Raw genomic sequence first — 13,641 nt, 5'->3', positions numbered from 1 at the left:
TCACAGGAGACACCGATGTCGAACCTCAACCGCCGCACCTTCCTCACCATCGGCGCCGCCGCCGGTGGAGCCGCCCTGCTGAGTTGGCCACAGCACGCGCACGGTGCCATCACCCACCACCTCGTCCGCAACGGCGAGCCCGCCGCCGTGGTGATCCTGCCGGTCGATGCGGACCCGCAGGTGACGTGGGCCGCCGAGGAACTGATCCGGCTGGTCCGGAAGGCAACCGGCGCCACGCTGCCGGCGCACATCGGCCCCGGCGTTGCCGCCGACGGGCTGACCCGCCTCTACCTCGGCCACGCCGCAGAAGACTCCCTGCCGTCAGTGCGCAGGGTGCAGGCCACCTTGGATCCCGATGGTTTCGTCATCGCGCCGCACCGCGACACCGTGACCGTGCTCGGGCCGACCCCGTGGGGGACCCGCCACGGAGTCCTCGAGCTGCTCGAGACTGCCCTGGACTACACGCCCCTGCTGCCCACCGAGCTCGGCGAGTACCTCCCGCCGGCCACCACGGTCGGCATCGGGCCCCGCCGGACGACCCAGAACCCCACGTACACCAGCCGCGCACTGCACCCGAGCCCGACCGCCTTCGAGGCGGACTGGACCCCGCGTGGCGCCAATGTCGTCAAGGCGTGGGGCGACAACAATCGGACGCACTGGCGCATCAACTTCCACCATCACGAATGGCGCATGTTCGACTCGGCGTTGTTCGGTGATCCCGACAAGCCGGAGTCCTACCATCCGGAGTGGTACCCGATCCGCAACGGCGCCACCTACATTCCCCCGGCCGGGCTCAACAAGGGGTGGCACATCCGCTACACCGCCGACGGGGTGGCCGCCGAAGCCGCCCGGCAGATCATCGAATTCTTCGACGAGAACCCCACGGCCTCGTCCTTCTCCCTGGGTGTCAGCGACGGGCCGGGGTTCAGCGAGGACGAGATGGACGACAGCGTCAACGGGGTCGGCATGACCAACATGTCTCCGGTCTACTACGCCTGGGTCAATGACGTGACCGAGCGGGTCATGCAGCAGCGGCCGGAGTTCTCGGACCGGCTGATCGGGCTGCTGGCCTACAACTGGGTCAACGACCCGCCGCCGTTCAAGCTCCATCCCAACGTGGTGCCGTTCCTGACCCGCGACCGCTACGTCTGGGTGGACCCGGTGAAGCGGGCGGAGGACCAGGCCCACACGGCGGCCTGGGGCGAGGTGGCCACCCAGCTGGGCTGGTACGACTACGTGTACGGGTTCCCGTACGCCATCCCCCGCGTCACCTTCGACCTGCTGGACGAGGTCGTCAGCTGGGGCGCCGAGCACGGTGTGGTCGGGCAGATGTCGGAGATGCGCTACAACTGGGGTGAAGGGCCCAAGCCCTGGGCGTACGCCAAGAAACTGTGGAACGCCGACCGTTCCATGGCGGACCTCGTCAGTGAATGGTGCCGCAAGGCCGTGGGGAACGGTGGCCCCCAACTCGAGGCCTACTTCCGCCACTGGGAGCGCATCTGGATGGAGAAGGTTCCGGACTCCACGTGGTTCCACGGCAGCCGCAATCACACCTACTGCCGGTTTGACGATCTCAGCTACCTCGACGTGGTCACTCCCGAGGACGTCAGCACTGCGGAGCAGCTGTTGGAGTCGGCCACCAACGGCGCCCAGACCGACGACGAGATCGCCCGAGTGACCATGATCGGCCGCGAGTTCGCCCTGACGAAGGCGTCCGCGCTCAGCTACCCCCGTGACCTTCCTGCCCCCGACTCGGCCACATCGGCCACAGCCCTGCTGGACGACACGTTGGCCGAGTTGGACGCATCGGTGGCACATGCCCAGTCCCGGGACACCCTGTTCGCGGCCATGCAGTCCGACGAACTGCACAAGCAGGCCCGCTCCCCGATGTCGTACGGAGCGCTGTGGAGTGGTTGGAACTGCAAGACCATGATCAAGATTGCCGACTGGGCGCGCGCCAACGTTGAGGAGTCGGCATCGCTGCGGGCCCACGTCAGCGACCTCGCAGAGACCGCGGAGTCGAGCGAGGTACGCGGCTACTGCCACCATCTGCTGCTCATGATCAACGACGAGGTCACCAGGTACGGAGTCAACGCCGGCTTCGAGGACGGCGACCTGACCGGGTGGTCCATCAACCCGAACCAGCCACCCCTGGCACCGCCCGCCGCGAGCACCGAGGTCACCTACAGCGGGGACTACAGTCTGAAGCTCACCGGCGGTTTCCACAGCTGCCCGCTCATCCAGACAGACCCGACGTTCGCGGCCGGTGGTGGCGTGTGGGTGTCCCGTTTCAAGTACTTCGTTCCCGAGGGCTCGAAGGCGACCGGTGTCTTCGTGCCCGGCATCAGGGTGACCGACGTCTTCGGCGCCGACATCGGCTATCGCCATGATCACTACATTCCGATGACGGCCTCCCAGGGTGAGTGGGTCGAGGCACTGTTCGTGGACAAGTTGCCCGCCACCACCAAGGAGGTTCGAGCATCCTCCGCTGTCGCCACGCTGGGCGCCGAAGGAGTGGTGTACATCGACGACGTGGAGTATCTGTACTACGGCTCGGTGAGTGACGGGACGATCCCCGACTCCGTCACCGTGCAACAGGACCAGTTCACCCTGGACCCGACGTACGCCGAGGTCCTGGCCGATCCTGACGCGACTGACGGGTTCGCCGCCCGGCTGCGCGGCAATCGACAGACCACCGGTGTCCAGCTCGACCTCGGCCAGGTGCCGATCACCGGCACGTGGCAGGTCTACGCGCGGATCCGCGTGGAGGTCCAGCCCGACACGAACATGGCGGCCTGGGGTGTCGTGATCGGGACGACCGACGGAGAGATCCGCGAGCTGTTCCGACTGACACCGTTCACCGACGGCGGATACCACTACATCGCCCTCCCGCAGACCCTGACGCTGACCGGTGGGGAACGACATCTCTACGTCAGTGGCATCAATCGAGCCGTCGACTGGATCCATGTCGACTGCCTGGAGCTGGTCCCGGCCTGAGGTCACGCCCGGGAAGCACGGCCTCGGCGCCACTCCCGGCCGGTAGGGTGATCGACCATGGACGCTCGCCGCCGCTTTGCCAACAGTGCCCCGGGTCTGGCCCTGGGGACCGCGTTCGGCGTGATGGGCGCCGGGGTGTCGCTGGTGTTGGACTACTCGTGGGGGATCCGTCTGCTCGGCATGGCGATCTGGCTCGGACTGGGCACGGCCGTCGGTGGCAGGTTGCTGGGCAGGCTCAAGCCGGCGTACGCCTACGTGGGCAGCATCATCAGCGGCGCCGGCACCGTCGGCATCGGCGGCGGCTTCCTCGGCATGGGCGTGTGGATGGCCCTCACCGGTGAAGGGGTGGTCGACGGCACCTCGCCGGTCACGGCAGGCATCGTGTGTGGCCTGTTGGGCCTGGTGGTGCTCACCGCGGGATTCGTGCTGACCGTCGGCGCCGTACGGCGGCGCCCCGACCCGTCCTAGCTAGTCAGCGCCTGACCTGGCGCCAGCCGGCGACGGTCGCCAGCGACGGGTCGGCCTCGACGTCGGCCACGACCTCACCGGCACCGTCGAGCAACCGAATCGCATCCACCAGCAGGCCGCGGCCGTCGTAGAGGGTGTCGCGGTTCTGGCCGAGCCGCAGCAGCACTCCGACGTCGGTCACCGGTTCGGGTACGGCGGCGAGCGCCTGCTGCCACGCCCTTGTCCCCGACCGTCCGATCGGACCGGTGATCGACTCCCCGTCCAGCGTGTAGGGCAGGAACGTCCAGGTCTCGCCGGCGTCGGTGCTGACCTCGAGGGTGAACGGGTCGGACGACTCGACGTCGAGGAACAGCGAGAAGCTGATCCCCCGCGTCTCGGTCGGGGCGGTGAGATCGAGGGTCGAGGTGCTGTCGGGCGTCTCGTCGGCCAGCCACATCGACTCCCCCTGTGCCGGGGTGATGCCGAGCGCATCGGCCATCGCGTTCGCCGCCGACCGTCGTGCCGGGTTGACGCTGCCCGAGCTGCGGGAGGGGTGCACCCGGTTGGTCAGCAGGATCACGAACGACGCCGAGGCGAAGTCGATCACCAACGACGTCCCGGTGTAGCCGGTGTGGCCGGCGGTCCGCGACGAGCTCAGCCCGGCCATGTACCACCGCTGGTTGAGTTCGAAGCCCAGACCATGATCATCACCGGGGAACTCGGTGTTCTCGTTGCTGATCATGGCGGTGACCGAGTCCTCGGACAGGATCCGCTCCTTGGCGTACGCCCCGCCGTTGAGCATCGTCTGTGCCAGGATCGCCATGTCACCCGCGGTGGAGAAGATGCCGGCATGACCGGCGACCCCACCGAGTGACCAGGCGTTCTCGTCGTGCACCTCACCCCAGACCATGCCGCGGTCGGGGGTCGCCTGGAACTCGGTCGCGGCCACCCGGTTGCGCTTCGTGGCCGGCGGGTTGTAGCCGGTGTCGCGCATCCGCAGCGGTGAGGTGATGCCGTCGGCGACGAGTTGATCAAGGGTGCGACCCGACACGTGCTCGCACAACACCCCCAGCGTGATCAGGTTGAGGTCGCTGTACAGGTACGTCGACCCCGGCGGGTTGGCCAGCTCGTGGTCCAGCACCGCCGCGATCCGTGACTCGACGTCGGGATACCTGCTGTACAAGGGAATCCACGAGGTGAAGCCCGAGGTGTGGGTCAACAGCATGCGCGGGGTGACGGTCTCCTTGCCGTTCGCCGCGAACGCCGGCAACCAGTGGGCCACCGGGGTGTCGAGGTCGATGAGGTCCTGCTCGACCTGCTGCATCACCACGATCGAGGTGAACAGCTTCGACACCGACGCCATGTCGTAGATCGTGTTGGCGCCTGCCTCGATCCACTGGTTGCGGGGCAGCTCGGTGTCGCCGTCGGCGTACTTGTGGGAGTACCCGGTCCACCGCTCCAGCACCACCCGGCCCTGGTGGGCGCAGCTGAGCACCGCGGACGGGTACAACGGCAACGGTGCGTCGCCGACCGGTGTGGTGTGTGACACCACCTCGGCCCAGCCCCGTTCCAGCGGCGCCGGATCGAGCCCGACCTGTTGTGGTCGGCCGCGCTTCAGGGTGCGGAAGTCGGTGTATCCGTCCAGGGGCCGGTCGAACCGGCCGGCAGCCCCGTCGTCGGCATGGGCGGTGTGTGACACGAGGCCCACCATACCGACGGCGGCGGCCCCCAGTCCGACCGTACGGAGGAAGGCACGACGGCCCACGGGTCGGCTGGGCACGAGTGCTGCACTCGGGTGCGGCGGCATGATCAGCGGGTCCGCGGGTAGAGCAGGTACTGCCGACGCTGCCGATCGAAGCTGCGCTCGTCGGCTCGCCACATGCGGCTGATCTGCTCGGCCGAGGCCCCGGCCTCGAACAACTGCTGGAACTTGTCCGACCCGGTGAGCAGCCCCAACCAGCGGCCGGGGTTGGCGCCGTCGAGGGCACGCCAGCCGAAGTCGTCGTACAGGTCACGGGCTGCGGTCATCATGTGCGTCGCCACCAGCAACGAGTTCACCTCGTGCGGCTCCATGATGTGGACCTGCACCCCGGCGCACACCTCCCCGGCGTGCTTGGAGAACGTCGGGTTGAAGTAGGCCTCGCGGAACTCGACGCCGGGGATGTCGCGCTCGTTCAGCGTGGTCGCCCAGCGATGGTCGGCGTACGGGGCGCCGATCAGCTCGAACGGCCGGGTGGTGCCGCGGCCCTCCGACATGTTCGTCGCCTCGAACAGCCCGGTGCCGTAGTAGAGCAGGGCGGTGTCGGGGGTCGGCATGTTGGGGCTGGGCAGCGTCCAGGTCAGGCCGGTCTCGGCGAACAGCATGTCGGGCGACCAGCCGTCGACCTTGACCACCTCGATCTCGTCGAGCTGGCCACCGGCCGCCTCGGCCATCAGCTCACCGTTGAAGTAGCGGGCCACCTCGCCGGCGGTCATGCCGTGCGCCTGCAGGATCTTGTCCTTGCCCACCCCGGAGGTGAAGCCGTCCCGCATCATCGCACCGTGCGGGGTGCCGCCGACCGGGTTCGGCCGGTCGAGCACCACGAACGTCTTCCCACCGGTGCGGATCGCGGCGATCATCGCCTCGTACATGGTCCAGATGTAGGTGTAGAACCGCACCCCGACGTCCTGGATGTCGAAGACGACGGTGTCGATCCCGGACTCGGCGTAGAACGTCTCGAACTTGGCCGCGTTCGCCCCGTACGCGTCGTAGACGGTGATCCCGGTGCGCTCGTCGACGTAGGTGTCCTCCGACTCACCGGCCTGGGCCGAGCCGCGGAAGCCGTGCTCGGGACCGAACACCGCACCCACGTCCACCTTGCCCGAGGCGTGCATCTGGTCGACGATGCTGATCAGGCCGTCCCGTACGATCCCGGTCGGGTTGGTGATCACGCCGATCTTGCGGCCGGCGAACACCGACCAGTCGTCGTCGGCGGCGACGTCGGCACCGGGCCGGACGGTCTGTCGGGGTTCTTGGGCCGGGCGGGCCGCATGGGCCGTCGCGGGCAGCAGGCCACCGGCGGTGACGGCCGCACCGGCGCCGGCGGCCGCCAGCATCCCACGGCGGGAGATCCCGCTGTGGCCGGAACGCGCGGTGGTGTCGCCGTGGCTGTCTGGCGTGGGCTTCGTCATGATCAACTCCTGGTCGGTACGGGTGGTCGGGTCAGGGGTGTTCGCTTGCAGGGACATGCGTTGCCGGCCACGGATGTCAGCCGTGCCGGACGATCAGGTGGGCCGGACGATGCGTGGTCCGGGCCGGACTCAGTTGTCCATCCCGGCGCCGAACCCGAACAACTCGGTGTCGGGGTCGGCCTGGCTCGGGATGCTCACCGGCAACCGGCCGGCCGCGGGGATCTCGCCGGCCAACACCTTGGCCAGCGCCTCGGTCGACACCGACAGCCACGAGTAGGTGGCCAGGTAGGTGGGGGTGTCCCCCAGTCCGGCGATGTCGTACGGGTTCCGCACCGCGACCACGACCACCTTGCGGCCGGCGTCGCGCAACGCCTGCAGCAGCTGCTGTTGGGCGGTGTTGGTGTCGGCACCATAGGTCAGTACGACGGTCACCGCGGCAGCCGCCGACCGGGTCACCGCCGAGTTGATCAGCGTCTGCGACGGCGAGCTGCCGGTGACGAACGCCTGCGCCGGATGGCCATGATCACTCAGGCTGGCCGCCAGGTTGACCGTGGTGGTGTCACCGTAGCCGGTGACCAGCACCTCACCAGCCGGCAGTGGCACCAGGTCGGCGTCGTCGCGGAGCAGCGTGATCGTCTGGTCGGCGATCTCCTGGGCACGCGCCTTGTGGGTCGCGTTGCCGACGATCTCGTCGACCGCCGATTCGTCGACGAACGGGTCGCGGTGGAGGCCACGGTCGTACTTCATGCCGAGGATCCGCACCAGCGACTCGTCGAGCCGGCGGCGGCTGATCCGGCCCGACCGTACGGCGTCGAGCACCGCGTTGTACTGCACGTCGGCGGCCGGGGTGTTCAGCAGCTGGTCGACGCCGGCCTCGACGGCCCGGATCGCGACCTCGGCGTCCCCGTACTTCTCCCGGACGCCGGCCATGCCGAGCGAGTCGGTGACCACGACGCCGGTGAATCCCAGCTCACCGCGCAGGATGTCGGTGATGATCGGCTTGCTGAGGGTGGCGGGATCACCGGACGGGTCGAGTGCCGGCACATTGATGTGGGCGGTCATGATCGCGTCGATCCCGGCCTCGACGGCGGCCCGGAACGGGGGCGCGTCGATCGTCTCCCACTCCTCACGGGTGTGGTGGATGACCGGGAACCCGGTGTGGGAGTCGACGTCGGTGTCGCCGTGCCCGGGGAAGTGCTTGGCGGTCGCGCTGACCTGTTGTGACTGCAACCCGTTGACCCCGGCCACGAGCAGCTCGGCCACCAACGCCGGGTCGGCGGAGAAGCTGCGCACGCCGATCACCGGGTTGGCCGGGTTGACGTTCACGTCGCCCAGCGGGGCGTAGTCGTTGTTCACCCCGACCGCCCGCAGTTCGGCGCCGGTGATCTCGTACGTGTCGTAGGTCAGCTCGGGGTCGCGGCCGGCACCCAGTGCCATCGCCCCCGGGAAGACGGTCGCCGGGTCGGGCATCCGCGCCACGATCCCGGTCTCCTGGTCGGTCGAGATGGTCAGCGGCACCGCGACCTTGCCCGGCGCGGCCAGGGCGGCCCGCTGCAGTCCGTTGCTCAACCTGGCTCCGGCGGCCGGGGTCGGCAGGTTGTCGGCCCAGGCGAAGTAGATCACCCCACCCAGGTGGTACTTGGCGACGATCTCGGCGGGGCTGGCGACGCCGTACTCGTTCATGTTGCGGTTGTCGGATGCGGTGGCGTCGTTGCCGTACACCCGCATCACGAACAGCTGGCCCACCTGCTGCTCCACCGACATCCGGGCGATCCGGGAGCGGATCCAGCCCTCGCGCCGCATCGCCGCCTCGGCGGGGGCGGTGGTCTGCAGTACGGCGGCCCCGGCTGCGGCGGCGAGGCCGGCCTGCAGCACACGGCGACGTGGGAACGCGGCGCGTGCGATCCGGTCGTGCGAGGGGACGGGGCGATCGGTGACGCTCATCTGCACTCCTGTTCGGCATCCATCGGGGGGATGAGGGTTGCTCGAGCCCGTGCCGGGACGCCTTCGGCCGGACGGACGCCCTGAACGTAACCAGCCAAAGTGCCACCGGTCAAGAACGTCGGAACAAGTTCATGTCAGCCACACCTCGACGCCACGGTGTGACCGAATTGGGGCCCCCTGTGACCGGATTGGACTCGCGTGACCGGATGGGACTCGCGTGACCGGATTGGACTCGCGGGACCGGATTGGACTCGCGGGACCGGATTGGACTCGCGTGACCGGTTCGAGCACCCGGCCCCTGACGTCACAGCCGGGATGCGGCGGCGTCGATCCGTTCGTCGGTGGCGGTCAGCGCGATCCGGACGTGTTGCCCGGCGGAGGTGCCGTAGAAGTCCCCGGGCGCGACCAGGATGCCGCGCTCGGCGAACCAGTCGACACTGGCGCGACAGTCCTCCTGCCGCGTCGCCCACAGGTACAGGCCCGCCTCGGCGTGGTCGATCCGGAACCCGGCCCGTTCCAGGGCCGGCCGCAGCAGCTGCCGGCGCCCCGCGTACCGCCGTCGCTGCTCCGCCACGTGGGACTGGTCGGCGAGCAGGGCGGCCATCGCGGCCTGCACCGGCGCCGACACCATCATCCCGAGGTGCTTGCGAGCCTGGGTCAGGTCGCCCACCAGCGCCGCGTCCCCGCCGACCAGTCCGGCGCGGTAGCCGGCCAGGTTGGACCGCTTCGACAGCGAGTGGATGGCGAGCAGGCCCTCGTACGACCCGCCGTTGACCCGGGCGTCGAGCACCGAGACCGGCTCGGCCTCCCAGCCGAACTCGCCGTAGCACTCGTCGGAGGCCACCACCGCGCCGACCTCCCGCGCGGCGGCCACCACGTCGGCGAGTTCATCGGCGTCGAGCACCTGCCCGGTCGGATTGGACGGCGAGTTGAGCCACAGCAGCGCCGGCCGGTGCTCCCGTACGGCGTCGCCGCCGTCCGCGGCGACCCCGCGGCACCCGGCGAGTTGGGCGCCCACCGCGTACGTCGGGTAGGCCACCGACGGGTACATCACGGTGTCATCGGCGCGCAGCCCGAGCAGGATCGGCAACCAGGCCACGAGTTCCTTGGTCCCGATCACCGGCAGCACCCCGGCCTCGGTCAGCTCGGTCGCCGCCCATCGGTCCCGGAGGTAGCCGACCATGGCGGCCCGCAACTCAGGCGTACCGATCGTGGTCGGGTAGCCCGGGCTGTCGGCAGCCTCGGTCAGGGCTCGCTGACCGAGCTCCGGCGTCGGGTCGACCGGGGTGCCGACCGACAGGTTGACGATGCCGTCAGGATGGGCGCGGGCGACCGCGCCGGCTCCGGCCAGGCTGTCCCAGGGGAAGTCGGGCAGGCTCGCCCCGACACCCGGCCGGTCCGACATCACTCGTCGTGCTCCTGCGGCGGCAGCGCGGCGACGATCGGGTGGTCGGCGTCGGTGACACCGAGCTTCGAGGCGCCGCCGGGCGAACCCAGGTCGTCGAAGAAGTGCACGTTGGCGTCGTAGAACGGCGCCTGGTCCTCGGGCAGGTCGTCCTCGTAGTAGATGGCGTCCACGGGGCAGACCGGCTCACACGCACCACAGTCGACGCACTCGTCGGGGTGGATGTAGAGCATCCGCTTGCCTTCGTAGATGCAGTCCACCGGACATTCCTCGACGCAGGCGAGGTCCTTGAGGTCCACACAGGGCTGCGCGATGACGTACGTCACGAGGGTCTCCTTCATTGCTACGTCCGGTTCAGGGCGCGTGCCTCCCCACCGGAGGGATCCCAGCCAGTATCCCCCGAGACCTTGGGCAACGCACCACCGGTCCGCCGATTGGTGGTCACCCCCGGCCTGTCGACCCGCCCCCAGCGCCCGTCGAGTTCGTCGACCCGCCCGTCGAGGCATCCGTCGAGGCATCCGTGAGCTCGTCGAGACGCCCGCCGAGCCCGTCGAGACGCCAGAACGCACGTCGAGCTCGTCGAGACGTCCCACGGCGGACCGTGAAGCAGCTGGGTGGCGGGCCGACCGGCTGGATGGCCGGGGTTATCGTGAGCTGTGCCAGATCGCCGTACGCCCCGCCTCGGACCCGCCGACGTCGGCTCCCGGGTCGTCGTACGGCACCGGATCCCCGACGGCCGCGCGACCGACGTACTCGGGATCCTGCAGGCCTTCGGCGAGGACGACCTGGTGGTCACCGACCGCCACGGCCACGACCACGTCGTACGGCTCACCGACATCGTCGCTGCCAAGCCGATCCCGCCGCCACCACCCCGCCGCCACTGACCACCCGCGGGACGCTCAGCAGGGCCCGCCCACACCACCCGGACAGCCGAACCGCACCGAGAGGACACTCGGCGAGGCCCGCAGCCCAGATCCACCCCTCCAACTGCCCACTCGACACCCGGGCCCCACTCCAACTGCCCACTCGACACCCGGGCCCCTCTCCAACCGCCCCCTCGACACCCCGGCACCTCTCCAACCGCCCCCTCGACACCCCGGCACCTCTCCAACCGCCCCATCGACGGCAGCCCAGGCCAGCGAAGGGCCCAGCAGGGCACGCTGACACGATCCGGACAGCTGAACCGCACCGAGAGGTCACTCGGCGAGGCCCGCAGCCCAGATCCACCCCTCCAACTGCCCGCTCGACGCGAGGCCACCTCTCCAACTGCCCACTCGACACCCGGGGCCCTCTCCAACCGCCCCCTCGACGCCCGGGGCCCTCTCCAACCGCCCCGTCGATGGCGGGCCAGGCCAGCGAAGGGCCCAGCAGGCCACACCCACACCACCCGGACAGCCGACCCGCACCGAGAGGACACTCGGCGAGGCCCGCAGCCCAGATCCACCCCTCCAACTGCCCGCTCGACGCGAGGCCACCTCTCCAACTGCCCACTCGACGCGAGGCCACCCCTCCAACTGCCCACTCGACGCGAGGCCACCCCTCCAACTGCCCACTCGACACCCGGGCCCCTCTCCAACTGCCCCCTCGACCCCCAGGGACCATTCCCACCACCCAACAGGCCCGTGGGCACCGAGCGTTCGGCCGGCGGACATGACGTCTGGGTGGGTCGGGCGTTGGGCCGGCTCCCCCGAGCCAGCGAGGGGGACCGGCCGGGGCGGGACGTCATGTCCGCCGGCCGGACGCGGCCCCAGACACATCCACCCGGCCACTCGGCAAGCTTCGCGGAGCGTGAGGGTGGAGCTCAGGAGCCTGAGGAGCCTGAGGTGGGGCCCCAGAGACGTGGCGACAACCCGAGGACGTGGCCGCAAGCCCGAGGACGTGGCGACAACCCGAGACCATGGCGACAAGCCCGAGGGACGTGATGACCTCCGGGATGAACGCGAGGTGAAGTCTGTCCGATACCGACCAGTTCGACGGCAGCGCAGCGGTAGGCATGGGCAGGACCGGGCTTCCGCTCCTGCCGGCCGCAGTCCCGCGGCCCCGGACCCGACACGTCGAGGAGACCTCCATGACCAAGACGACCCTGTCGCGCCGCTCCCTACTGGCCGCGGGTGGCCTGGCGACCGCCGGCCTGACGCTGGCGGTGGCCCCCAGCATCGCCAACGGAGCCGGCCGGGTGCCGTCGGACCCGTTCACCCTGGGTGTGGCCAGTGGTGACCCGTGGCCCGACGGCTTCGCCCTGTGGACGCGGCTCGCCCCGGAGCCGCTGGCCCTCGACTCCTCCGGTGGGATGCCCGGCCGTCCGGTCCCGGTGCAGTACGAGGTGGCCGCCGACGAGGGCTTCCGCCGGATCGTCCGCCGCGGTACGGAGGTGGCCACCCCGGAGTGGGGGCACTCGGTGCACGTCGACGTGACCGGACTGGAGCCGGGCCGCGAGTACTGGTACCGGTTCCGGGTGCCCGGCACCGCCGAGGGGACCGCGTACTCCCCGGTGGGCCGCGCGGTCACCACCCCGGCCCGCGGCGCCGCGGTCAACAAGACCTCGTTCGCCTTCGCCAGTTGCCAGAACTACCCGGAGGGCCACTTCACCGCCTTCGCCGACATGGCCACCCAGGACCTCGACCTGGTGGTGCACCTGGGTGACTACATCTACGAGGGCGGAGGTGGCGGCAGGATCGGCCGCAAGCACCTGCCGACGCACGAGATCAACAGCTTGGCCGACTACCGGCTGCGGTACGCGCAGTACCACACCGACCCCGACCTGCAGGCCGCCCACGCCCACGCCCCGTGGGTGGTGATCATGGACGACCACGAGGTGGAGAACAACTGGGCCGGGGAACGCTCGCAGCCCGACTCCGAGCCCGACCAGGACCCGGCCGTGTTCCGGCTCCGGCTCGAGGCGGCCTACCGGGCGTACTGGGAGAACATGCCGCTGCGCAAGGCGTCCCGGCCGGTCGGCACCCAGATGCAGCTGTACCGCCGGTTCCACTACGGCAGCCTGCTGCAGCTCGACGTACTCGACACCCGCCGCTACCGCGACTACCAGCTGCTCGACTGTGAGGAGCCGTGCGAGGCCCGGTGGGACCCGGAGCGGCAGATGTTGGGGGCCGAGCAGGAACAGTGGTTGCTGGACGGGTGGAGCAGCACCGACGCCCGCTGGAAGGTGCTCGGCAACCAGGTGTACATGAGCGACTCCGACCACACCGCCGGTCCGGGCGAGCGCTACAGCACCGACACCTGGGCCAACTACGCCGGTGCCCGGCAGCGGCTGTTCGCCGGGCTCGCCGAGCGTGAGATCGAGAACTTCGTCGTGGTGACCGGGGACGCCCACCGCAGTGTCGCCGGCGACCTGTTGGCCGACTTCCGCGACGAGAACTCGGCCCTGGTGGGGGCGGAGTTCCTGGGCACCTCGATCAGCTCAGGGGGCAACGGGTCGGACAACGACGACCTGGGCAAGGTGTGGCTGGCGGAGAACCCGTACATGAAGTTCCACAACAAGCAGCGCGGCTACCAGGTGTGCCACGTCACCGACACCGAGCTGGTGACCGACTACCGGGTGATCGACAAGGTGACGACACCCGACGGTACGGTCAGCAGCCGCGCCAAGGCGTACGTCGAGGCCGGCCGCGCCGGGATCGCCCAACTGGAGGACTGACGCCCCGGCCGCTCAGCCGTCG

9 protein-coding genes are annotated in these 13,641 nt (G+C 69.8%); 4 read left to right on the top strand and 5 right to left on the bottom strand.

Annotated elements, in window-relative coordinates; all coding sequences use genetic code 11:
* The first annotated feature begins 15 nt into the window (after positions 1–15).
* A complete protein-coding gene (locus tag ACQBAU_RS05365; RefSeq protein ID WP_465254912.1) occupies positions 16–2,997 on the top strand; it encodes a DUF4838 domain-containing protein in 2,982 nt (993 codons plus the stop codon).
* A 57-nt stretch (positions 2,998–3,054) separates the two neighbouring features.
* Entirely contained in the window at positions 3,055–3,465 is a 411-nt protein-coding gene (locus tag ACQBAU_RS05360) for a hypothetical protein (RefSeq protein WP_465254913.1), read from the top strand.
* Positions 3,466–3,469: 4 nt separating this feature from the next.
* Here the strand turns inward: ACQBAU_RS05360 and ACQBAU_RS05355 are convergent, their stop codons facing one another.
* The 5 genes from ACQBAU_RS05355 to fdxA all read right to left on the bottom strand — a co-directional run bounded on the left by ACQBAU_RS05355 (position 3,470) and on the right by fdxA (position 10,290).
* Positions 3,470–5,143 carry a serine hydrolase domain-containing protein gene (locus tag ACQBAU_RS05355; RefSeq protein ID WP_465254914.1) on the bottom strand — a complete coding sequence of 558 codons (1,674 nt, stop codon included), beginning with the start codon at positions 5,141–5,143 and terminating at the stop codon, positions 3,470–3,472.
* 110 nt (positions 5,144–5,253) lie between these two features.
* Positions 5,254–6,672 (bottom strand): exo-beta-N-acetylmuramidase NamZ family protein, encoded by a 1,419-nt coding sequence (locus ACQBAU_RS05350; protein WP_465254915.1) that lies wholly within the window; start codon positions 6,670–6,672, stop codon positions 5,254–5,256.
* A gap of 72 nt (positions 6,673–6,744) precedes the next feature.
* The gene (locus ACQBAU_RS05345; protein ID WP_465254916.1) at positions 6,745–8,559 is read right to left on the bottom strand and encodes a glycoside hydrolase family 3 protein; all 1,815 of its coding nucleotides are present in this window, start codon (positions 8,557–8,559) and stop codon (positions 6,745–6,747) included.
* Positions 8,560–8,863: 304 nt separating this feature from the next.
* The gene (gene dapC / locus ACQBAU_RS05340) at positions 8,864–9,964 is read right to left on the bottom strand and encodes a succinyldiaminopimelate transaminase (protein WP_434549241.1); all 1,101 of its coding nucleotides are present in this window, start codon (positions 9,962–9,964) and stop codon (positions 8,864–8,866) included.
* Positions 9,964–10,290 (bottom strand): ferredoxin, encoded by a 327-nt coding sequence (fdxA, locus tag ACQBAU_RS05335; protein WP_434549240.1) that lies wholly within the window; start codon positions 10,288–10,290, stop codon positions 9,964–9,966. Before fdxA ends, dapC begins: the two co-directional genes overlap by 1 nt.
* Before the next feature lie 330 nt (positions 10,291–10,620).
* Between fdxA and ACQBAU_RS05330 the strand changes: the two genes are divergently transcribed.
* Positions 10,621–10,848: a putative acetyltransferase gene (locus ACQBAU_RS05330; RefSeq protein ID WP_465254917.1), complete on the top strand. Its 228-nt coding sequence runs from the start codon at positions 10,621–10,623 to the stop codon at positions 10,846–10,848.
* Between the two features lie 1,184 nt (positions 10,849–12,032).
* A complete protein-coding gene (locus ACQBAU_RS05325) occupies positions 12,033–13,619 on the top strand; it encodes an alkaline phosphatase D family protein (protein ID WP_465254918.1) in 1,587 nt (528 codons plus the stop codon).
* Positions 13,620–13,641 lie beyond the last annotated feature (22 nt).

Source organism: Carbonicoccus niuqiaonis (assembly GCF_050157065.1).
In the GTDB taxonomy this organism is placed as follows: domain Bacteria; phylum Actinomycetota; class Actinomycetes; order Propionibacteriales; family Propionibacteriaceae; genus Avipropionibacterium.
This window is presented reverse-complemented; position numbering and strand designations above follow the sequence as displayed.